General features: G+C 71.6%; 16 protein-coding genes. 3 read left to right on the top strand and 13 right to left on the bottom strand.

The window, feature by feature from the left end; translation table 11 throughout:
• The first annotated feature begins 188 nt into the window (after positions 1-188).
• Entirely contained in the window at positions 189-392 is a 204-nt protein-coding gene (locus ACFY1U_RS19630; RefSeq protein ID WP_390695373.1) for a hypothetical protein, read from the top strand.
• A gap of 436 nt (positions 393-828) precedes the next feature.
• On the opposite strand, the gene ACFY1U_RS19625 is transcribed toward ACFY1U_RS19630, so the two are convergent.
• The gene (locus ACFY1U_RS19625; RefSeq protein WP_390695372.1) at positions 829-1,305 is read right to left on the bottom strand and encodes a DUF6098 family protein; all 477 of its coding nucleotides are present in this window, start codon (positions 1,303-1,305) and stop codon (positions 829-831) included.
• Positions 1,306-1,518: 213 nt separating this feature from the next.
• The gene (locus tag ACFY1U_RS19620) at positions 1,519-2,883 is read right to left on the bottom strand and encodes a pyridoxal phosphate-dependent decarboxylase family protein (RefSeq protein ID WP_390695371.1); all 1,365 of its coding nucleotides are present in this window, start codon (positions 2,881-2,883) and stop codon (positions 1,519-1,521) included.
• 118 nt (positions 2,884-3,001) lie between these two features.
• Here ACFY1U_RS19620 and ACFY1U_RS19615 point away from each other — a divergent pair, with 118 nt between their 5' ends.
• The gene (locus ACFY1U_RS19615; RefSeq protein WP_390695857.1) at positions 3,002-3,493 is read left to right on the top strand and encodes a MarR family winged helix-turn-helix transcriptional regulator; all 492 of its coding nucleotides are present in this window, start codon (positions 3,002-3,004) and stop codon (positions 3,491-3,493) included.
• 201 nt (positions 3,494-3,694) lie between these two features.
• Here the strand turns inward: ACFY1U_RS19615 and ACFY1U_RS19610 are convergent, their stop codons facing one another.
• A complete protein-coding gene (locus tag ACFY1U_RS19610; RefSeq protein ID WP_390695370.1) occupies positions 3,695-4,135 on the bottom strand; it encodes a winged helix-turn-helix domain-containing protein in 441 nt (146 codons plus the stop codon).
• A 161-nt stretch (positions 4,136-4,296) separates the two neighbouring features.
• On the opposite strand from ACFY1U_RS19610, the gene ACFY1U_RS19605 reads away from it, so the two are divergent.
• Entirely contained in the window at positions 4,297-6,795 is a 2,499-nt protein-coding gene (locus ACFY1U_RS19605; protein ID WP_390695369.1) for a SpoIIE family protein phosphatase, read from the top strand.
• Between the two features lie 18 nt (positions 6,796-6,813).
• Here the strand turns inward: ACFY1U_RS19605 and ACFY1U_RS19600 are convergent, their stop codons facing one another.
• The 10 genes from ACFY1U_RS19600 to ACFY1U_RS19555 form a co-directional block, all read right to left on the bottom strand.
• Complete coding sequence (locus tag ACFY1U_RS19600) at positions 6,814-7,974, bottom strand: substrate-binding domain-containing protein (RefSeq protein ID WP_390695368.1); 1,161 nt, start codon at positions 7,972-7,974, stop codon at positions 6,814-6,816.
• Between the two features lie 56 nt (positions 7,975-8,030).
• Complete coding sequence (locus ACFY1U_RS19595) at positions 8,031-9,137, bottom strand: ABC transporter permease (RefSeq protein ID WP_390695367.1); 1,107 nt, start codon at positions 9,135-9,137, stop codon at positions 8,031-8,033.
• The gene (locus ACFY1U_RS19590) at positions 9,134-10,681 is read right to left on the bottom strand and encodes a sugar ABC transporter ATP-binding protein (RefSeq protein ID WP_390695366.1); all 1,548 of its coding nucleotides are present in this window, start codon (positions 10,679-10,681) and stop codon (positions 9,134-9,136) included. Before ACFY1U_RS19590 ends, ACFY1U_RS19595 begins: the two co-directional genes overlap by 4 nt.
• Before the next feature lie 136 nt (positions 10,682-10,817).
• A complete protein-coding gene (locus ACFY1U_RS19585) occupies positions 10,818-13,673 on the bottom strand; it encodes a SpoIIE family protein phosphatase (protein ID WP_390695365.1) in 2,856 nt (951 codons plus the stop codon).
• A 130-nt stretch (positions 13,674-13,803) separates the two neighbouring features.
• Positions 13,804-14,739 (bottom strand): cyclase family protein, encoded by a 936-nt coding sequence (locus ACFY1U_RS19580; protein WP_390695364.1) that lies wholly within the window; start codon positions 14,737-14,739, stop codon positions 13,804-13,806.
• 111 nt (positions 14,740-14,850) lie between these two features.
• On the bottom strand, positions 14,851-15,513 hold the full coding sequence (locus ACFY1U_RS19575) for a TetR/AcrR family transcriptional regulator (protein WP_390695363.1): 663 nt from the start codon (positions 15,511-15,513) through the stop codon (positions 14,851-14,853).
• A complete protein-coding gene (locus ACFY1U_RS19570) occupies positions 15,510-17,519 on the bottom strand; it encodes a CocE/NonD family hydrolase (RefSeq protein WP_390695362.1) in 2,010 nt (669 codons plus the stop codon). Before ACFY1U_RS19570 ends, ACFY1U_RS19575 begins: the two co-directional genes overlap by 4 nt.
• Positions 17,516-19,249, bottom strand: a complete 1,734-nt coding sequence (locus ACFY1U_RS19565) for a dipeptide ABC transporter ATP-binding protein (protein ID WP_390695361.1) — start codon at positions 19,247-19,249, stop codon at positions 17,516-17,518. The genes ACFY1U_RS19570 and ACFY1U_RS19565 overlap by 4 nt, the downstream gene beginning before the upstream one ends.
• Entirely contained in the window at positions 19,249-20,139 is an 891-nt protein-coding gene (locus ACFY1U_RS19560; RefSeq protein WP_390695360.1) for an ABC transporter permease, read from the bottom strand. The genes ACFY1U_RS19565 and ACFY1U_RS19560 overlap by 1 nt, the downstream gene beginning before the upstream one ends.
• Positions 20,139-21,092: an ABC transporter permease gene (locus ACFY1U_RS19555; protein WP_390695359.1), complete on the bottom strand. Its 954-nt coding sequence runs from the start codon at positions 21,090-21,092 to the stop codon at positions 20,139-20,141. The genes ACFY1U_RS19560 and ACFY1U_RS19555 overlap by 1 nt, the downstream gene beginning before the upstream one ends.
• Between the last annotated feature and the right edge of the window lies 1 nt (position 21,093).

Below are 21,093 nucleotides of genomic sequence, written 5' to 3'. Positions count from 1 at the left end.
GGTCACCTTTCCCATGTGCCGTGCTTCGAAAAGCTGTTCAAGTGCATTCGAAGATCAGACTAGTACTGAGACGTGTGAGGCCGGTGTGCAACGTCGGTGCAAGGGAGGGAGCAGCGGCGGGAGCACGCGCCACGGCTCGCGGAGACGCCGGACGGACCACGGCCGGCCATTGTGTGCCTGCAGGAGACATGGGTGGCGCAAGACACCGGCCAGGCCGCGGAGTTGCCGCGCGGCTCGGCCTGCAGGCGGTCCTCGGCCGTCGGCCCGTTCTGGACCAGCGGCGCGATCAGCTGCCCGATGGCACGGATGGCCCCGTACCGGCCAAAGACCCGTCGATGGTGCTCGGCGTCACCTCCGGCCATCCCGCGGGCACGGCACGCTGCATGGGGTGACGGCCTGTCTCGACTGGCACGCCGACCGCAGCGCCGCCAGCTGGCCTGCTCTCGGATCCCGCTCTGGACGGCCCGCTGCCCGTCATCCTCGCCGCCGGCATCAACTCGCGCCCGCGCACCCGAATTCCGGTCCTGACCCACGGCCTCGTGGATGCCTGGGCGTGCGCGCGTAGCAGCTTCGTCGGCACCCGAGAGGCCCGCCGACGGACGGACCGACCACATCCCGGCCCGCCCAGCCGCCCCTCACCGTGCAGGCCGCCGCACTGGCCGGCACCGTCGCACTATCGGGCGGGGGCCGCCAGAGGCCGTGCCCAAGGTGTCACCGGGCTCTCCGCAGTCCCGCTGGACAGGGGCGCCTGCCCGGGGGGGCAGGGATGGACGGCCTCCGGGTACTCGTCGGTGAGGCCGGTGACGAGTCCTCGCCGGATCGATCCCGTCAGCCCTCGACGGCGCTGTCCCGGTTCAGCGGGCCCCAGGAGCCCTGCTGCCGTGTGACGATCGTGTCGGCCTCGGTGATCACTTGCGGGCTGATCCATCCCAGCGGCTGCACATCGGTCACCAGCGGCTCGTTGTCGGGCCCGCGGCCGGTCTCCTTGGCCGCCAGCGCCCAGGGGCGAATTCGGCCGTCCCTGACCCGCGGCAGGTGGGAGTAGTCGTACAGCCTTCGGGCGACCCAGATGTGCGTGGGCCGATCGCCCCACCAGTCCTCGATGTCGAGCGGGTTCGCGGACAGTCCGGGCAGTGAGACGCCGGTGAGGTCGTCCGTGCTGGACGAGGCGGCCAGGTCCTCCTCGGGCCCCACTGACCAGCGGACGTACAGTCCCCGCCGGGCAGCGACCAGTCCGGCCAGCTCGTGCAGGGACGAGAACGTGGGTATTCCAAGGGATCCGGTTGCCGGCGCGGGATGTGCCATGCCGACCAAGTGCCCCGTCTCGACTGATTCACCCGTATTGTCCGGCCACTCTGGAACGCCAGGTCACACGGGTCATGCTGCCGCCGTCAGCGCGGTGGCCGTCGCGTTCGCCGGGTCGGCGCGGGCATGGATGACCAGCCGGATGCCGTCTTCCGTGTCGGCCCCGCGGCGGCGGTGCCGTGCCCGTGATCGTGCGGGTGCGAGCGGATGCGCTCAGCAGGTCCGGGCCAGCTGCTCGAGCCGGTGGTGCAGGTCCTCGACGTGGTGTTCGGACTCCGGCTTCATCAGGACGCTGCGGAGGATACGGGCGCCGTCGGCGTCTGCTGTGATCTTGGGATGGCGGGCGGTGAACGCCTCTCGGTCGGCTTTGAGGGTGCTGACGTACACGGGATCGGGCGCCGTCATGCCGTCCGCCAGGATGCGTGCGGAGGCCGCGTCGATGCCGCCGAGGGTCGCGGGATCGACGGCGGGGAAGTAGGTGACGATGTCCAACTGGGGCTGCTGGTAGAGCTCCAGAAGGTCTGAGGTCTCTATCAGATCCGCCCACTTCAGAGCTGCTCGGCGGCCGGCCGCCAGGACCTGGCCGAGGCCTTCGGGGGTGGGCGGCAGGAGCTGGAAGGTGAGCCAGAGGGCCGCCGCGGAGGCGCCGGCGCGGGAGCATTCCAGGCTGATCTCGCCGAGGTGCAGCTCGGCGGAGGTGAAGTAGGTGTACGGCGAGTCGTGAAGGTAGAAGCGGCCCACCTCGGGGTCGCGGAAGAGGACGGCTCCGCAGCCGTAGGGCTGCAGGCCGTGTTTGTGGGGGTCGACGACGACCGAGTCGGCCCGTGCGACGGCCCGCCAGGGCTCCGGCGGCAGCCCCTCGATCCCGTCGGCTCCGGCCAGGAGCGTGAAGAAGCCGCCGTACGCGGCGTCGACGTGGACGCGGACGCCGTACCGCTCGGCGAGAGGCAGGATCTCGTGGACGGGGTCGACGGCACCCAGTCCGGTGCTGCCGGTGGTGAGGACGACGGTGCCCACCTGCCCGGTGCGCAGGACGTCCTGCAGCGCTTCGAGGTCCATCCGCCCCTGGCTGTCGGTGCGCACGGGATGGCTCGTCATGCCCAGGACGTGACACATGCGGCCATGGGTGTAGTGGGCGTCGGCGCTGTGGGCGATGCCGCGGCCGGGGTGCAGTTCGCGGGCGACGAAGAGGGCTTCGAGGTTGGCGATCGTGCCACTGGTGGTGAGGTGGCCGAGGTGGGTGTCGTAGCCGAACATCGCGGCGAGCTGCGCGACGACCTCGCGTTCCATCGCGGCGGTGGCGGGGCCGCCGTCCAGGGCGTGGTTGTTGGGGTTGATCAGCATGGCGGTGAGGTAGCCGACCACCGCTGCGGGGTGCGGGGGCTTGAGCATCTGGCCCGCGTAGCGGGGGTGGAAGAAGGGGTAGTTGTCCGTCAGCCTCTCGGTGAACCCCGCGAAGACCGAGGCGAAGCGGTCGTCGTCCACCTGCAGAGACGCGTGGGGCTGGTGGGGACCGAAGGTGTCGGCCCAGGACTGTATCGCGTGGGTGGCTCGGCCGAGCCAGTACTGCAGGTCCATATAAATCTCCCTCTCGCTCGCGGTGTGAGCCCACCCCCGAATTTAGCTGAGCAGTCAGCAATTGACTAGTCAGCGATTGAGACAGCAGTAGGTGAGGAGACAGTAAAATCGGGCGGTGATGAACCCGACACCGCAGCCCGGCGACGAAGTCGCCGCCCGCGCCGCCAACAGCCGGCTCGTGCGGGACTTCGGTCTGCTGATCAAATCTGCCACGCGCCTGGAACAGCGCATCGACAGTGCGCTGCGGCGGGAGTGCGGGATCAGCCACACCATGCTGGAGGTGTTGATACGTCTCTGCCGCCGCCCCGGCGAGGAGATCTCCCAGCGGCAGCTGGCCGACGATCTCACTCTCACCAGCAGCGGCACCACCCGTCTGATCGACCGCATGGAGGACGCCGGCCTGGTCCGCCGCGTACCGTCCGCCGAGGACCGGCGGGTGGCCCTGGTGGAACCGACCCCCGAAGGTCGTACGGCGTTCCTGCGGGCGGCGGCGGTCCACGCGCAGGTGGTGGAGCAGTATTTCGTCAAGCCGCTGACGGCCGACGACTACACCCAGCTGACCGCTGCACTGGGCGAGATCGACAAGGCCCTTCGCGACGACACGCGTTGAGACCACCCGTCGGGGCGGGCTCCGGGCGGCCGGCGTCTGAGCGTCGCAACGGCTTGCCCCTCGTCCTCACCCGATGGGGTCGACGCTGCTCCTTGGGCCGGCGGAACGCCTGGACGCCGAAGCTGATCTCGGCCGCGTCGGGCGGCACGTCCCGGCGGTTGGCAATGATGTACGGGCGTACCAAGAGGTCGATCACCGAGGTCAGGTGGACGAGTTCGTCCGGCGAGCGGGTGTGTGCGGAGGAGTCGAACACCGCCGCCCGCTGCCACGGCTCTTCGAGCAAGCCGAAGCCGCGAGGAAGTACCGCACCCGACGGGTGAGTCCGCTCAGCTCGGCCCCGACGATCGCCACGCCCCGGTCCCGGGCGTCGGCGCCGTCCTCCGCCTCGACACGCTCCACGAGTCCGTACCGGTGGAGGAGGCGAAGGCGGTAGCTGCAGTTGGAGTCCGAGTCGTCGACCGCCTCCGCACAGCGGCTCGCGGTGTCCGGCCCCGTACGCATGAGGTGGTGGAGCAGGCACAGGCGCAGGGGGTGTGCGAAGGCTCCCAGGACGCGCGCATCGGTGATCGGGACCCGTCCGGGGCGGGCAACAGAGTTCGCGAGAGGAGCTTCCGCTGGGGCGGCCGACTCGCTCTCGCTCATGAGCGGACACCCTGGCGAACGTTCCCCCGCTCCATCTGGCCTGTGGGGGCAGAACCGGCTCGCCCGTACCGGCCCGACATCCATCCACAGAGAGGCGCGAATGACCATAAACTGGGAAAAGTACTCCATGGATGATCGAGGGCAGCGTGTCGGTCAACCGCATGGCATCGAACTCGTACCCGCTCGGCGCCGCGGGTGTCGGGGAAGCGCGCGAGCGCGACGACGCGATGGTGAGGGCCGTGGTCCAGGCCGTGGAGGTCACCGGAGCACATACCGGAAGTGTGTTCCTGCTCTCCGGCGACCATCGCTCGCTCGTCGTGGCCGCGTCCTGCGGGACACCGCCCTCCCTGCTCAGCGGGTGGCGTCGGATCCCGGTCAACAGCCGTATGCCGGTGGCGGAGGCGTGCCGCTCCGGGCGCATGGTCCACCTGGCCGGCGCGGAGGAGACGATGCGGCGCTTCCCCCAGCTCTCGATCGCCCTGCCCTACCCGTTCGGCTCTGCATCGGTCCCCGTACGGGCGGGCGGGCGGACCTTCGGCGCCATCGCCGTGGTGTGGACGCCCAGGCCGGACGGGACCGGACTGTCGCGGGCGCAGCGCGGGCGGTTGCGCTCCGCCGCCGACCGGCTGGGCACCGCCCTCGCCGGGCTGCGGGCCCGCGGCACGCTCGGTGAGTACGACGAGCGGACGGCTCCGATACTGGTCCCGCTGCCGTCCGCTCCGGCGATCCGGGTGGGCCTGTTCGACTGGAACCTCGACACCGGAGCCCTCACTGCCGACGACGAGCTGTGCGCGATCTTCGGGATTGCGCCCCGCGTGTTCGACGGTCGGGCGGCCACACTGGCGGCCTGCATCGAGCCGGCGGATCTGCCCGGTTTCGGGTCCGCCGCCCGGGCCGCGGCCGAGGAGGGACACCTACTGGCCTACCGCCTACGCATCCTGGACGGGCGTGGTGGACACCGCGTCGTCGAGCTGTGGGGCCGGGTACCGGAGAGCCGCGACGACTCGGAGGCCTCCTGCCATCTGGTCGGCGCGGTGCTGGACTCCGGGAGCGGCATGGCCGCCGTGGCGGCGATCGAGCGGCTCGCGGACGGTTTCTTCGCGCTCTCTCCCGACGGGCGCCTCGCCTACGCCAACCACAGCCTGGAGGATCTGCTGCGGGTCCGCCAGGACGAACTGATCGGCCGGCGCCCCTGGGACATCCTGCCTTGGCTGGCCGATCCCGTGTACGAGGACCGCTACCGGGCCGCCGTCGTCTCCCAGCAACCGGTCTCCTTCCTGGTCCGCCGCCCCCCGGACGAGTGGCTGGTCTTCTCCCTCCACCCGGGCGCTCAGGGCATGACGGGGTGGGCCTCACGAGTGCGGCAGCCCGTACCGGCCGGCACCGGACCCGGTGCACCGGTCACCGAGGAGGGACCGCCCTTCTCCTCGGCGCCCGCGCCCACGGCCCCCCGCGTGGGTTCCCTCTACCGGGTGCTCGCACTGGGCAGCGCCCTCACCGAGGCGGCCACCGCGGACGAGGTGTTCGATGCCGTCGCCGAACAGCTGCTGCCGACCTTCGGCGGACAGGAGCTGGCGATCGCCGTGGTGGAGGAACAGCGCCTGCACCTGCTCGCTCAGCGCGGCTACTCGAAACGCTTTCTCGCCCGGTTCGAAGGTACCCCGCTGCACGCCCGGCTGCCCGTGACGGACGCGCTGACCTCCGGGGTCCCGCTGTTCATCGAATCCCGGGAGCAGCTCCGCGAGAGCTACCCCGGGCTCATGGTGGGTCACACCAACTCCTGGGCGTTCCTGCCGCTGATCGCCTCGAACCACCCGGTCGGCGCCTGCATTCTCGGCTTCGACGACATCCACCGGTTCCCCGACGAGGAGCGCGGAGTCCTCACCGCGCTGGGCGGCCTGATCGGCCAGGCGCTGGAACGCGCCAGACTCTACGACGCCGAGTTCGCCCTCGCCCGCGGCCTGCAGGACGCGCTGCTGCCGCACCGGCTGCCCACTGTGCCGGGGCTGCACGTCACCGGGCGTTATCTTCCGGGCACCAGGGGGATGGACATCGGCGGCGACTGGTACGACGTCATCCCCACCGGCGACGAAGTGGCACTGATCGTCGGGGACGTCGAGGGGCACAACGTCCCCGCCGCGGCCGCCATGGGCCAACTGCGCAGCGCCATGCGGGCATTCGTCGCCGCCGGCCACCGACCGAGCGACGTCGCCGCCGGCACCAACCGCCTCCACATGGACCTCGACCCGGTGCTCCTCGCCAGTTGCTGCTACGCCCGGTTCCATCCCCGCTCGGGGATCGTGCGCATCGTCCGCGCGGGCCATCTCCCGCCCCTGCTGCGCCTGCCCGACGGGCGCACCAAGGTCCTGGATGTGCCCGGCGGCCCACTGCTCGGCATCGACGCGACGGCACGCTTTCCGGAGTCGGAGCTGCGTCTCGCTCCCGGGTCGGTCCTGGCCCTCTATACGGACGGGTTGATCGAACGGCGCGACTCGGACATCGGCTCCGACGTCGAGCGCCTGCGGGGGTCGCTGGCCCGGCTCGGCGGGGGTGGCCTGGACGATCTGGCCGACGGGCTGCTGCGGGATGCCTGCCACGCTTCCCCCGACAGGGCGGATGACATCGCGCTCCTGCTCACCAAGTACGCCCCGCCACGTTGACCGGTCCTGCCGCCACGGTCACGTGCCCCAGATCTTCCGGTACGCCTCCCGGTAGCCCGCCGGATCCCAGGTCGTCGCGCCGTGGCTGTTGTCGGCCGTACTGATGTGGACGGGGGGCACATACCCGCTGGCCGGCCGGCCTGAGAAGGCGCGATTGAACTCGTCGACGATCTGCCAGCCCTGCAGGGACAGCGGCTCTGGGACGGTGGCTGTCTGGTACTGCTCGCCGTTGATGCGCTGGAAGGCGGAGGGGTCGCCGTCGCCGGCGCCGATGTTGAAGGGCGGGCCGGAACCTTTCTTGCCGGCCGCGCGGAACGCCGGGCCGGCATCGGCGAAGTACAGGTCGTTGATGGCGACGGAGTGGGTCCATCTCTCCTGGAAGCGGGAAAGCAGCGAGGAGATCTCCCGGGGCATGCGGCTGCCGGCATCCGGGATCGGGATGTTCTCGTACGCCAGCAGCTTTACCCCCGCGCAGGTGGCCAGCTCCTTCCTGATCAGATCGGACTTGTACTTGGCGAAGGGGACCGAGGCATCGGTGAAGACCACGGCCCCGGCTGTGCCGTCGGAGCTCGAGATGACCCACTGCGCACTGGCTCTGGCCACGTCCTCGACTCTGGTGGTGACGTTGGTGAAGAGCCTGGGGCGCCGGCTGGGGCCGGGGGAAGCGACCGCGTGCCAGCCGATGAGCGGGATGCCTGCCGCGTTGGCACGCGCCACCTGCTGCGAGGTCGAGCCCGGGTCGAAGCCCCCGATGACGATCCCCGAGGGTCTGACGTCCACGGCCTCGCTCATCGCCGCCTGGATGCCGGCGGGGGTTCCGCCACCATCGATCACCCGGACATGCCAGCCGATGACGCGCGCGGCTTTCCGCACTCCGTCCGCGGCGCCCGCGACTCCGGGATTGGTCATGGTCTGGGCGACGTAGACGAGGGTCTTGCCGGCCACCGCGGCGGGACCGCTGGTCGGCCCGTTCCAGGGGATGTCGGTCCGCTCCGCCCGGCCGACGGCGGCCTGGGCCCTGGTCTGGGCCGCGGGGCAGCCGCTCGGACCCGAGGTCGAGTGCGCCGGGCCGCTCGACGGGCCGCGTTCACAGCCGGCCAGCACGAAGACCGCGACCATCAGGGCGGCGGCAGTGGACCGCGCCCTGCGGACGGCGGGGGTGTTGCGGTTGCGGTGCACGGAAGCTCCTTGCGGAGAACGCCGCCCGGGCACTTCGGCGGTGCCCGCGGCGTGGGTCATGGAGGGCTGCCCGGCGTGCCGTCGCCCTCTGTCACGGCGGGCGAATCGCGGGCGACGACCGCACCGGTGCGCAGTCGGCGACGAGCGGAGTAGCCGGCCAGTCCGACGGCGACGAGCAGGGTGCCGCCGTAGAACAACGGGACCGTCCAGAAATCGCCGCCCATCTGGGCGATGCCGGTGAGGCCGACGGCGAGGACGGCGACGGCGACGAGGGTGCCCAGGGCGTTGGGGCGCCCCGGTTTGATGGCGGTGGAGCCGAGGATGGCCCCGGCGAACGCGGGCAGCAGGTAGTCGAGGCCGACGCTGGGATTGCCGATCTGCTGCTGGGCCGCGAGCAGCACTCCGTCGAAGCCGACGATCAGTCCCGACGCGGCGAAGGCGTAGACGGTGTACTTGCGGGTCGGGATGCCGACCAGGTCGGCGGCGCGCGGGTTCGACCCGATGACGTACAGGTATCTGCCGAGTGGCAGCCGCTCCAGAACCACCCAGAGGGCGACCGTGAGGGCGAGCACGTAAAAGGCGGGAACCGGCAGGCCGACGATCGTCGAGTCGTAGATGCCGGTGAAGGCGGCCGGGAGGCCTTGCGGGCCGGGGACGATCCGGCCGCCGCCGGTGACCCATCCGGTCACCGCGTACATCATGCTGCCGGTTCCGAGCGTGGCGATGAACGAATCGATCCGTCCGAATTCGACGACGACACCGTTGAGGACGCCCACGACACCCCCTCCGGCGATCACCGTGAGGCAGGCGAGCGGCCAGGGCCACCCGTCGCCCACGACGAGCTGCATCACCATGACGTGCGCCAGGCCGAGACCGTATCCGATGGAGAGGTCGAACGCGCCGGTCACGATGGGGACCATCGCGGCGAGTGCCAGGACGGCCGGGATCGACTGGTTGGACAGGATCGAGTCGACGGTGTCCCGGGTGGGAAAGGTACGCGGCAGGGTGAGGGAGAAGATCAGGAAGAGCAGGGCGGTGAGGGTCAGGAGGCCGTAGGCGCCGATGAGCTGCCCGCTACGGCCGTGCAGTCGGGCGAGTCGCCTCGGTGGTCCCGGGCGAGGGGGCCGTGGCGGGGGCGCAGCCGGAGAGGGGGAGCCGGTCACGGATTCGCCGCGGTTCCGGAGGAGGGCAGGGCCGAAGCCGCCCGCGTGAGCTCGGTGACCGTGAGGGCCGGGCCGGTCAGCTCGGTCGTCACGGATCCGCGGACGAAGACCAGGGCGCGCCGGCACACGCCCGCGACCTCCTCGAAGTCGCTGGAGATGAGGAGGACCGCGAGGCCGGCGGCGAGCGCCTCGTCGAGCAGGCGGTGGATCGCGGCTTTGGCACCGATGTCCACGCTCGCCGTCGGTTCCTCGAGGATCAGCAGGCGCAGGGCCGGCCGCAACCACCGGCCGATCATGACCTTCTGCTGGTTTCCCCCGGACAGGGTGGCGATGGCGGCCTCGCTGTCGTCGGGACGCACCGAGAACCGTTCGATCAAGGTGCCGGCCTCGGCGCGTTCGCGGCGGGGGCTGATCCAGCTCAGCGCCGACATGCCTCCCGCCCGGGGGTTGGCCAGGAGGTTCTCCCGTACGGTCAGCTCGGCGAGGCAACCCTCCCGCTGTCTGTCACCGGGGACGAGGGCGACACCCCGTCCGACGGCGTCCGCGACCGTACGGGGATGGTACGGGCGACCGCCGAGAAGGGCTCGTCCGCCGAGGAGGGGCCGGGCGCCCGCGAGGGCTCGGGCGAGGTCCATGTGTCCGGCGCCCGTGAGGCCGACCAGGCCGAGGACTTCCCCCTGCCGGAGCTCCAGACTGACCGGTCCCGCGTCGGGGGTGCGCACCCCGTCCAGGGTCAGGACGGCCGGGCCGCCGGCCGGAGTGGTGGCGGGGCGGTGATCGGTCGGCCCCTCGCCGGTGATGGCGCGCACCAGGCGGGCAGGAGTGTGGCTGGCCGGCGAGCCATGGCTGACCAGGCGTCCGTCGCGCAGCACGGCGAAGGTGTCGGCGACCTCGTACACCTCGTCCAGGCGATGGCTGACGTAGAGGATGCCGTGCCCCCGGTCGCGCAGGGTGTGCAGCACCCGGAACAGCCGGGTGCAGTCCGCGGCGGGCAGGCGGGCGGTCGGTTCGTCGAGGACGATGAGCCTCGCCCGTGCCGCCAGGGCCCGTGCGACGGCGACGAGCGAACGCTCGGCCGGGGCGAGGCAGGAGATCGGCGTGTCGGGGTCGAGATGTCCGGCGACGACCCGCAGGGCCTCGGTGCAGTGTTCTCGGGTGAGCCGCCAGGAGATCAGTCCGGCGCGGCGCGGATACCCGGTGCTCAGAGCGATGTTCTCGGCCACCGTCATCCACTCCACCAGGCCGAGGTCCTGATGGATGAAGGACATGTGCCGGGAAGCGGCGTGACTCCCGAGCGGGTGCCCGGCCACGGTGACCTGCCCCGAGTCGGCGTGGTGGACGCCGGCGAGCACCTTGATGAGCGTGGACTTCCCGGCTCCGTTGGGACCAAGAAGGGCGAGGACGCTGCCGGCGTGGACATCGAGGTCGACCCCGGCGAGCGCGACGGTTCCCCCGAATCGCTTGGCAAGCCCGCGGACACGGACCAGAGGTTCCGCCCCGAAGGGCGGCACCGCATGCGCAGAGGTGTCGTGGGCCTCGTGCACGGACCTCTCCGGGGTTGGACCTGTCGTGTTCTTCCCGTATGCGCATCAGCGACATTAGCGGCACATGTCACATATTTTGGGACATGTGCCGCTCTCTGTCGCCCCGACGGAGCAGCGAATCGCCGGGGCCGGCGCCTCAGGCCCCCTCAAGCCCGCATTCGGCCCAGATGACCTTGCCCTGCTGGGTGTAGCGCGTGCCCCAGCTCTGCGTCAGCTGCGCGACGAGGAACAGGCCGCGGCCGCCCTCGTCGGTGCTGGCCGCTCGGCGCAGGTGCGGGGCGGTGTTGCTGGTGTCGGAGACCTCGCAGATCAGGGTGCGGTCGTGGAGCAGCCGTACCCGGATGGGCCCTGCGCCGTGGCGGATGGCGTTCGTGACCAGCTCGCTGAGCACCAGTTCGACGGCGAACGCGGCCCCGTCCAGTCCCCAGTCGGCCAGTCGCCGGGTGGCGGAGGCGCGCACCTCGCTGACCAGGGCCGGATCCGCGGGCAGGTTCCAGGTGGCGATCCGCTGGGGGTCCAGGGCGTGGGTGCGGGCGACGAGGAGGGCGATGTCGTCGCAGGGGTGGGCGGGGGCCACCGTGTCGAGTACCGCCTCGCAGGTCTCGTCGGGCGTGCCGTTCGCTTGGGCCAGCGTGGCGCGCAGCTGATCGAGGACCTCGTCGACGTCGCGGTGACGGTCCTCGATGAGCCCGTCGGTGTAGAGGACCAGCTGGCTGTTCTCAGGGAGGTCGAGCTCGGCAGCTTCGAACGGCAGACCGCCGAGGCCGAGCGGCGGTCCGGCGGGCAGGTCGGGGAACCACGCGGTGCCGTCGGGGCGGACCAGCGCGGGCGGGGGATGGCCGGCGCGGGCCATGGTGCACTGCTGTGTGGTCGGGTCGTAGATGGCGTAGAGACAGGTCGCGCCGATGATGCCTGCGTCCACGGCGCCGGGGTCCTCCCGGTCCAGGCGTCCCACAAGTTTGTCGAGGTGGGTGAGGACCTCGTCCGGGGGGAAGTCGAGTTCGGCGAAACTGCGGGCGGCCGTGCGCAGCCGCCCCATGGTGGCGGCGGAGAGCATGCCATGGCCGACGACGTCGCCGACGAAGAGCCCGATGCGGCTGCCGGACAGGGGTATGACGTCGTACCAGTCCCCTCCCACGTCGGATTCGGCGGGCAGGTAGCGATGGGCGACCTCGACGGCGTCCTGATCCGGCACACCGTGCGGGAGCAGGCTGCGCTGCAGGGCCAGGACCGTGGCGCGTTCGCGCGTGTAGCGCCGGGCGTTGTCGATCGACAGTGCGGCACGGGCGGCCAGTTCCTGGGCCAGCGACCGGTCGTCGTCCCCGAACGGTGGCAAGCCCTGCGCGCGGTAGAAGCCGGCCACGCCCAGCACCACGCCGCGGGCGACCAGGGGCACCGCGATGAGGGAGTGGACGTGGCTCAGCAGCTGTACGGAGTGGTCAGGGTCCTGTACGAACCAGCCCGCGGCAGCCTTCAGGTCCGGTTCCAGCACCGCCTGGCCGCTCGTCAGACACCGCGACTGCGGCATCGTCGGACCGTACTCGACCTGCTTGCCGGCCGGCTGGAAGGGACAGTCGTCATGGATGCCGTGGACCACCGTACGGCGTAGGTCACTGCGGGGATCGGCGGGCTCCTCGCCGCGCAGCACGGCTTCCGGCAGGTCGATGGTGACGAAGTCGGCCAGTTGCGGCACCGCCGACTCGGCGAGCTCCCTGGCGGTAGTGCGCACATCCAGGGTGGTGCCTATGCGGACGCCGGCCTCGGACAACAGTTCCAGACGGCGGCGCGCGGCCAGGGCGTAGGTCCCCACGTGCGGCTCCCCCACCATCATGAGCCCTCTCGCCGGGGGCGGGGAGTCGGAGTGCTCGTGCGTCGTGCCGTCGCCGACCGTGACGCGCTCGACGCCCACGGCGACAGGGCCGTGCTCCGTACCGATGACGTGGAGCCGCCCGGGCCCCACGTCGGGAACGGCCCCGGAGAACGTGAGGGAGGTGGCGGCGGCAAGCTCTGCGGACAGGCCCAGCGGCTTGTGGACCTGATGCGGCAAGGCGAGGGGCTCGCACGGTGAGGGACCGGGGACAACGGCCTCGATGGCGAAGCCCTCCACTCCGCAGGCACTGGTCATCGGCCGACTCACGAGCGTGACCCGACGGCCGTCGGGCAGGGGTACGTCGACACAGGCCCGCTGCGCGCAGGCGATCAGCTCGGCGGCCTTCTCCATGAGGATCGCCCGGTCGCGGGGGCTCATCTCCACGGCCAGTTCCCGCACCCCTACGCGGTGCCGAAAACCTGCGGCGGTCTCGGCTCCGCTGTCCAGGTACGCCCGCAGCAGAGCGCGCTCACGCGAGGAACTCTGCCCCAGCAGCCGCCGCTCGATGGCCTCGGCCGCCTTGCGTATCACGGTGTCCAGCGCCGGGTCCTCGGCGCTGCGCGGATAGCCGAAGCACAGGACGCCCTCGATGCGGCCGCTGAGCGGGTCGCGGACGGGAACCGCGCGGCAGGCACTGCCCTGGGAGCGCTCGGCGAAGTGCTCGGCGCCGTAGACCCGGATGGGTTGGCGCTCGGCCAGGGCGAGACCGATGCCGTTGGTACCTGCGACCTTCTCGGCGAACACGAACCCGGGGACGATCTGGAAGGCCGGGAGAACTCTGGCCAGCGACGCTTCTCCGAAACGGCGCAGGAGCACCGTCCCGCTCGCATCGGCGACGGAGATGTTCATCGCGCTGCCGGCGAACGTGGCCTGCAGCCGGTCGAGCACCGGAACGGCCGCGCGGACGATCCGTCCGTCCGGTTCGAAGTCCTCCCGGAAGGGAAGGTCGGCCTGGTCCGGCGACAGCCCCAGGGTCCGGCAGCGCCGCCAGGAATTCAGGATCGACGTGCGCACGCCCGTCTCGACCGGCTCACCCTGCAGGAATCGCTCACGGAAACTGGCGGGCCCCGTGCAGCCTGGCGCACGCCCCGCCGATATCGGATCTTCGCCCGCCCGAACCACGCTCCGCCTCACTCGCGCTGTCGACAGTCAACCCTTCCGAAATGCCCGATATGTAAGAGGATACGGGTATTGGAGGCGCGAGTCACCGTTCACAAGGCCCCTCACACTCGGTGACCGGACCGGATCGGCGTCACAGGACCGCGACCGGGTTGACGGGCGAGCCCGTCCCGCCCGGGATGTTCAGTGGCGCCACGACGAGCATGAAGTCGTAGCGCCCCGCCGTCGCGGTCGCGGCGGACAGCGCTTCCAGGTCGAGGTTGTCCAGCAGGGGCATCCCCATCGCGGCCACAGCCAGGGCGTGGACCGGCGAGTGCACGCCGTCCACGGGTGAGGGCCGTACGTCACTGTCGCCGTCTCCGCCCAGCAGCGCGATGCCACGCTCGGCCAGCAACGGAAGGGCGTCCACATGAAAGCCCGCGCTGGCCGTGTCGGGGTCCCAGGCGCCGAGTTCCTCGCGGCGCCGAACGTGTCCGGAGCGCAGCAGTACCGCGTCGCCATCGCCGATCGTCACATCGAGCGCCTTCTCCGCACCGACGATGTCCCTCGCGTGCACCGCTCGCCCCGGCTCCAACCAGCGGATCCCGAGGACGGCGGGCAGGTCGAGGAGCACTCCCCTCGTGACGAGGGATCCGAGCGTCGACACCGCGCCGAAGCGGGCGCCCGCGGCATCGACGACCTCGTGTGCCGTGCGGCCGTCGTAGAGCTGCCCCCGATAGGCGATGTGGCACAGCGCGTCGAGATGGGTGATGCCCTTGCCGTGGTAGTCGGCGGCGATGAAGTCTTTGTGGGTGGAGGGTTCCGGCGCCTCCACGTCACCGAGATCGGTCATGTGGTGCAGCGCGGGCTTTTGGTTGTCGGGGCCCGGCCGGGTGTTCCAGGGCAACCCCAGCGGGACGACCGTGCCCGTCCGCACCCGCGCCGCGGCCCGCAGCACGTGGTCCGGGGTGACCCGGTTGAAGGCGCCGCGGTCGGCCGGGGACCAGCGACCCCATGTGCGGACCGCATCGAAGAGTGCGTCGAACTCCTGACGGGAGACGGCGGGCCCGTCGCCGGAACGTGGACTCATCCGGCCCTCCTTGATCACTGGGCGGTCAGGAGCCCCCTCACCCGAGGCACGAGCCGACAGCCGCGGGATCACCCACCGTACTCTCGATCCGGCGCGATGCCAGGTTCGGGCTCAGTTCCGTCGGCGCAGTTCCGTGTCGATCAAGTGGTTCAGATGGCGGCGCGCGTCCTGTGTGGTCAGCGGCGGAGCCTGCCGCAGCCGTTGCAGGGCCAGGCCGTCGGCGAGGGCGGCGAAGCGGGCCGTGAAGCCGTCCAGGTCTTCGCAGGTGAACTCACCGTCGGCGAGGCCTCGTTCGGCCAGTGTCCGGATCTGTTGGTACCAACTCTCGTAGCGTCGGTCCTGGCCGCGGGAGAACGCCGGATCGGGATGGTGCTCGCCGACGTTCCAGTACTCGAACCACATCCGCCAGTGGCGGTCGGTGTCCTCGGTGAACAGCGCGTCGACGAGGAGCCGCAGTCCCTCCCCGCCGCTGGTCGCCCGGTCGGCGGCCTCGCTGAGGGCGGTGTAGTACCGCTCGATCTGCAGCACCATCGCCTCGGAGAGGATCTCCTGGACGCTGCCGAAGTGGTAGGTGACCGTGCCGACCGACACCCCGGCCGCGGCGGCGACCTCCCGGACTCCGACCGAGGCGTACCCGCGCTCCGCGATCAGCGGAACAGCCGCCTCGACGATGAGTCGGCGGCGCACCTCGGTGGGCTGCCGGGTGCGGTCTGCTGCGGCCACGGCGCGGCGCGGGCTCTTCTCGGCCTTCGTCCCGACATCCTCCCCCTTCATCCCGACGTCCTCGGGGTGGTGCGGTGCCATGCGCGCTTGGCCACTGTCTCTCCGTTCGCCCGTGCCTCAAGGTGACTGTCCATGACGAACTCCGACGCCGTGGCCCGCAGTTCCGTCCGTGCGACGACCTCGGCGTCCCATTCCTCGCCGCGGCTGAGCCGGATCGTCCACGCCGAGACGGCCGAGGCCGACAGCGGGTCGTCGCCGCGGATACGGTACGTCTCCCGGGCGCTCTCCTCGTATCGCAGGCCGTCGGGGTAGGTGCGGGAGCCGCCGTAGCGCGGGTCGACCTCCAGGGTCCACTCCCCCGCCGCCACGTCGTGGCTGACCAGCCGTTCGGGACCCGGCTCGCTCGGGACGTCGTACGTCACCGGAAGCGGTATCGCCTGTTCGGGTTCCTCGAAGCGGATCGGCGGCTCTTCGCCGGCCGTCCGCACCGGCAGCAGGAGGGCGCTGTGCGCGGGCAGCAGGGTCAGCTTCCCGCGCTCGCCGTGCGGCCATACCCAGGGCCAGTACGTGTCGGACACGGCGACCCGGATGCGGTGGCCGGGCGGGAAGGCGTACCCGACGGCGCTCAGCTCGAACTCGACGTCCTCGAAGCTCCCCGGCGTCCATGCGACGGCCTTGTCCCGTCCGTGCCGGGCGAGCAGGTTGAGCACGCCCCGGGTGACGAGGGTGGACGAGCCGTCGGGGGCCACGTCGCAGAGGCGGGCGATCACATGGGCGCGCGGAGTGGCGCTGTCCAGGCGGAGCCGGACCCGAGGGCGGCCGAGGATCTCGACGCGTTCGGTCAGGGGCGCCGAGTCGAGGCACACCGAACGGCCGTCCTCCTCCCGCTGGTCCGGCGGCAGGTCGCTCGCGTTGCCGAAGGGGAAGAAACGGCCGGCGTCGATGCCGGTGTGCTGCGGAGAGCGGACGACGAGGTCCGGTGCGCCCTCCGCAGCCAGCGGGCGCTCCTGCCACGTCACGCGTGGCGAGGGCCAGTTCGTGTCGCCGACCCAACGGCCCGGCATGACGTCGTACGAAGTGGCGGGCGGGACCGGATCGTTGACCCAGGCGCGCAGGAGCGGCTCCCGCATGACCCCGGTGTCCGCGCCCTTCAGCCAGTGGTCCCACCAGCGCAGGGTTTCCTGGAGGAAGCCGATCGCCGGGCCGGGCGGAAGCCCGCGGTCCGGGTACTGGTGGGACCAGGGGCCGATCACCCCCCGTACCCGGTCGGCGGGAAGGTGTTCCACCAGCCGCAGCACCGTGTCGCGGTACGGGTCGTTCCAGCCGCCCACCGCGAGGACGGCCGCGCCGATCGCGCCGTAGTCCTCGCAGACGCTGCCGTGCCGCCAGTAGTCGTCGCGCTGCTGGTGGGCCAGCCAGGTGTGCAGGAACGGTTCGAGGGCGTCGAGGCGTTCGCGCCACATCGGCAGCCAGCGGTCGGCGCCGACGTTCGCCGGGTCGGGCGGGCGGGCGGCGAAGGCGAGCATGGTGCCGGCCCAGGCCAGCATGTCGATGCCGAGGACGGCGCCGCCGGTGTAGTGCACGTCGTTGTCGTAGCGGTCGTCCGTGGAGCAGACGGTGACGATCGCCTTGAGGGGTTCGGGGGCCAGGGCGGCGATCTGGAGGGAGTTGAAGCCGCCCCAGGAGATGCCGAACATGCCGACCTTGCCGGTGCACCAGGGCTGCGCGGCCAGCCAGTTGACGACGTCGACGCCGTCCGCCAGCTCCTGGGCGTCGTACTCGTCGCCCGGTACGCCCTCACTGTCGCCGTGGCCACGGATGTCCACGCGGACGGAGGCGTAGCCGTGGCCCGCGTACCAGGGGTGGCGCTGGGCGTCGCGCGGGGCGGTCCAGTCGCTCTTGCGGTACGGGAGGTATTCGAGCAGCGCGGGCACCGGGTCGGCCTCGGCGTCGGCGGGGCGCCAGATACGGGCGTGCAGGCGGACCCTGCCGTCGCGGGTGGGGATCCAGACGTCCTCGCGCACGACCTGCCGCTCGAACCGCTCTCGGTACTTCACGAAACTCCTTCGGGGAGAGGGGCGTCGGCCGGGTGCCAGCGGCGAGCCCGGTGGCCGTCGCCGTGGTCGGCCCACAGGTCGCCGGGTTCGGCGGCGTCGATCCAGTCGGGCACCTTGGCCACGAACGGCTCGGCGTCGGGATCGGGTTCGAGCGCGGCCGCCATCAGTTCGCGGGTGTAGGGGTGGGCCGGGTCGGCGAAGACGGCCTCGGTGGGGCCCTCCTCCACCACCACGCCCTGGCGCAGCACGAGCACGCGGTCGGCGATCCCCCGTACGACGGCCAGGTCGTGGCTGATGAACAGACAGGCCAACTGCCTCTCCCGGCGCAGGTCGTCGAGCAGCCGCAGCACCTCGGCCTGCACGGAGACGTCCAGGGCGGTGGTGATCTCGTCGGCGATCAGCACGTCCGGCTCGCCCGCCAACGCCCGTGCGATACCGATCCGTTGACGTTGGCCGCCGGAGAGCTGGGCGGGCAGCCGGGCGGCGAGCGACGGGTCGAGGCGTACGTCCCGCACGAGGTCGAGGGCGCGTGCGGCGGCCGTCTGCCGGTCGGGGGCGGTACCGAAGAAGCGCAGGGGGCGGCGGATCGCGTCGCCGACCGTGCGGCGCGGGTTGAGGGAGGTGTCGGCGTTCTGGAACACCAGCTGCACCAGCCGCCGTAGGGCTGTCGGTCGTCGGCGTGCGGGCTTGGCCAGATCACCGGAACCGTGGGTCATCGTCCCGCCGGAGGGAGCGCGCAGACCGGCGAGGGACCAGGCGAGGGTGGACTTCCCGCTGCCGGACTCCCCCACCAGGGCGACGATCTCGCCGCGGCGGACGTCGAAGGAGACGCCGTGGACGGCACGCGCCGACCCGTAGTCGACGGTGACATCCGCGGCCGAGACCGCCACCGGAGCGTCCGCCGCCACCACGGCTCTGGCGCGGACCTCGCGCTCACCGTCGTCACCCACGAGGGCGAGCCCGTCGTCGGTCAGGCGCGGCACGCTCGCCAACAGCCGCTTGGTGTAGGAGTGTTGGGCTCCCAGGAAGAGGGTTCGCGTGGGCGCCGCCTCCACGACCCGGCCCGCACGCAGCACGCTCACCTCATCGGCCATCCGGGCGACGACCCCGAGGTCGTGGCTCACCAGCACGGCGGCCAGGCCGAGTTCGTCGCGCAGGGCGGTGACGAGGTCGAGGATGCCGCGCTGGGTGACGACGTCCAGACCGGTCGTGGGCTCGTCGAGGACGAGGACCTTGGGGCGGGCCGCGAGGGCCATGGCGATGGCGACGCGTTGCTGCTGGCCGCCGGAGAGTTCGTGCGGGTAGCGGCGGGCGAGGTCGGCGGGGCGTGGCAGCCGTACCTGCTCCAGCAGATCGAGGACGGACACGGCACCGCCCGCCTCCGCGATCTGCCGTCCCACGCGCATGGACGGGGTGAGCGCGTGCCCGGCGTTCTGCGCGACCATCGCCACGGTTCCACCACGCAGGCGCCGCAACCCCCTTGGAGGCAGGGCGAATACGTCGAGGCCGTCGACCCGCACGGTCCCGCCGTCCAGGCGCGAGCCGTGCCGCAGGTGGCCGAGCAGGGTGGCCGCGACGGTCGACTTGCCGCTGCCGGACTCGCCGACGAGGGCGAGCGTGCGGCCCTCGGCGACCTCGAAGGACACGTCCTGCACGACGGGCACGTCACGACCGCCCGAACGGTAGGACACGCAGAGGGAGTTGACGGACACCACAGCGGCAGAGGTCATCAGGAACCCTCCCTGATCCGGTCGACGCCCCAGGCCTTGGACAGGCCGTCGGCCGCGAGGTTGAGCCCGACCACGAGCGTGGCCAGGGCGATGATCGGTGCGAGGCTCGCCATCGGGACGACGGTGATGGCGGTGCGGTTCTCCGCGACCATGAGCCCCCAGTCGGGGGTCGGCGGGTCGGCGCCGAAGCCGAGGAAGGACAGCGAGGAGATCAGCAGCACGACCCAGGAGGCCCGCATGGCGAACTCCACGCACACCACGTCGACGATGTTGGGCAGAACCTCCCGCCACAGGATCGACCAGGTGCGCTCGCCGCGGGCGCGGGCAGCGGTCACGTAGTCGTTGGGTACGACGGCGAGCGCCGCGCCGCGCACCACCCGTACGACCTGGGGCACGAACACCACGGCGACGGCGATCACGATGACCGCGGGGCCGGTGCCGAGCGCGGTCACGACGACGAGCAGCGCGAGGACGGCCGGCACCGAGAGCACCGCGTCGAGGACGCGGCCCAGGACGTCGTCGAACCAGCCGCCGCGCAGCGCCGCCGCACAGCCGATCGCGGTGCCCAGGGCGAGGGCGATGAGGGTGGCGACGACGGACACGCCGAGCGCGTACCGGCCGCCGTACAGCACCCGGGTGAGGACGTCCCGGCCGTACTGGTCGGTGCCGGCCCAGTGCGACCAGCTCGGTCCGAGGAGCGCGTGGGAGGGGTCGTTGGCGATGGGGTCGTACGAGGTGAGCAGCGGAGCGATCAGGGCGATCAGGGTGTGGATGCCGACGACGGCGAGACCGGCGAGGGCCGTGCGGGAGGAGCGCAGGGTGCGCCAGGCGCGGGATGCGCGTCCCGGCGCTGCCGCCAGGGTCACCGGTGGTGTGTCGAGGGTGGTCATCAAGTCCTCCCGCGCGTACGGAGCTTGGGGTTGAGGGCCATGGCGCCGAGGTCGGCGGCGAGGTTGCAGACGACGTAGACGACGGCGCTGATCAGCGCGACGGCCTGGACGACGGGCAGGTCGCGGTTCTGCACGGAGGTGAGCATCAGCTTGCCGATGCCGGGGTAGTTGAAGACGTTCTCGACGACGGCGACACCGCCCACCAGCCAGGCCACGTTCAGGGCGATCACGTGCAGGGTGGGCAGCAGGGCGCTCGGGAGGGCGTGCCGGGTGACGACCCGCCAGGTGGACAGTCCCTTGAGCCGGGCCGTGGTGACGTACTCGCTCGCCATCACGTCGATCACCGATGTGCGGGCCATGCGGACGATGTAGGCCGCCATGACGATGGCGAGGGCGAGGGCGGGAAGCCAGACGGCGGGCAGGAGTTGGCCGACGCTCGCGTCGGGGCCGTACAGGACGACGGCGGGGAACCAGGGCAGCGCGACCGAGAAGCACAGCACCAGCACGGTGGCGACCACGAACTCGGGGACGCTCATGCCGACCAGGCCGGCGGTCGAGATCAGGTGGTCGGCCCAGCGGTCGCGGTACAGGCCGGCCAGGACGCCGAGGACGAGGGAGCCGGTCACCGCGAACAGGATGGTGACGACGGCGATGAGCGCGGAGTTGCCGAGGTACTGGGCGACTTCGCTCCCCACGGGCTTCTGGGAGACCAGCGAGGTGCCGAAGTCACCGTGCACGGCCCCCTTGATCCAGTCGAAGTAGCGTTCCCAGGCGGGCCGGTCGAGCCCCAGCTGCTTGCGGAGGGCGGCCACCGCGTCCGGCGTGGCGTCCTTGCCGAGGATCTGCGTGGCGACGTCGCCGGGCAGGGCCTGCAGGGCGAGGAAGACCAGTACGGAGGAGAGCAGCAGCGTGCCGAGGGCGGCTGCCAGTCGGCGGGCGACGAACACGAGCATG

This window comes from Streptomyces sp. NPDC001351, from assembly GCF_042896045.1.
In the GTDB taxonomy this organism is placed as follows: Bacteria; Actinomycetota; Actinomycetes; order Streptomycetales; family Streptomycetaceae; genus Streptomyces.
The sequence above is the reverse complement of the archived record's forward strand: the minus strand, read 5'-3'. Positions and strand labels throughout refer to the sequence as shown.

What these genes read in the sequence shown, in the direction of transcription:
- ACFY1U_RS19630 (WP_390695373.1), top strand. Translation starts at nt 189, where the DNA reads ATGGGTGGCGCAAGACACCGGCCAGGCCGCGGAGTTGCCGCGCGGCTC.
- ACFY1U_RS19625 (WP_390695372.1), bottom strand. Translation starts at nt 1,305, where the DNA reads ATGGCACATCCCGCGCCGGCAACCGGATCCCTTGGAATACCCACGTTC.
- ACFY1U_RS19620 (WP_390695371.1), bottom strand. Translation starts at nt 2,883, where the DNA reads ATGGACCTGCAGTACTGGCTCGGCCGAGCCACCCACGCGATACAGTCC.
- ACFY1U_RS19615 (WP_390695857.1), top strand. Translation starts at nt 3,002, where the DNA reads ATGAACCCGACACCGCAGCCCGGCGACGAAGTCGCCGCCCGCGCCGCC.
- ACFY1U_RS19610 (WP_390695370.1), bottom strand. Translation starts at nt 4,135, where the DNA reads ATGAGCGAGAGCGAGTCGGCCGCCCCAGCGGAAGCTCCTCTCGCGAAC.
- ACFY1U_RS19605 (WP_390695369.1), top strand. Translation starts at nt 4,297, where the DNA reads ATGGCATCGAACTCGTACCCGCTCGGCGCCGCGGGTGTCGGGGAAGCG.
- ACFY1U_RS19580 (WP_390695364.1), bottom strand. Translation starts at nt 14,739, where the DNA reads ATGAGTCCACGTTCCGGCGACGGGCCCGCCGTCTCCCGTCAGGAGTTC.
- ACFY1U_RS19575 (WP_390695363.1), bottom strand. Translation starts at nt 15,513, where the DNA reads ATGAAGGGGGAGGATGTCGGGACGAAGGCCGAGAAGAGCCCGCGCCGC.
- ACFY1U_RS19565 (WP_390695361.1), bottom strand. Translation starts at nt 19,249, where the DNA reads ATGACCTCTGCCGCTGTGGTGTCCGTCAACTCCCTCTGCGTGTCCTAC.
- ACFY1U_RS19560 (WP_390695360.1), bottom strand. Translation starts at nt 20,139, where the DNA reads ATGACCACCCTCGACACACCACCGGTGACCCTGGCGGCAGCGCCGGGA.
- ACFY1U_RS19555 (WP_390695359.1), bottom strand. Translation starts at nt 21,092, where the DNA reads ATGCTCGTGTTCGTCGCCCGCCGACTGGCAGCCGCCCTCGGCACGCTG.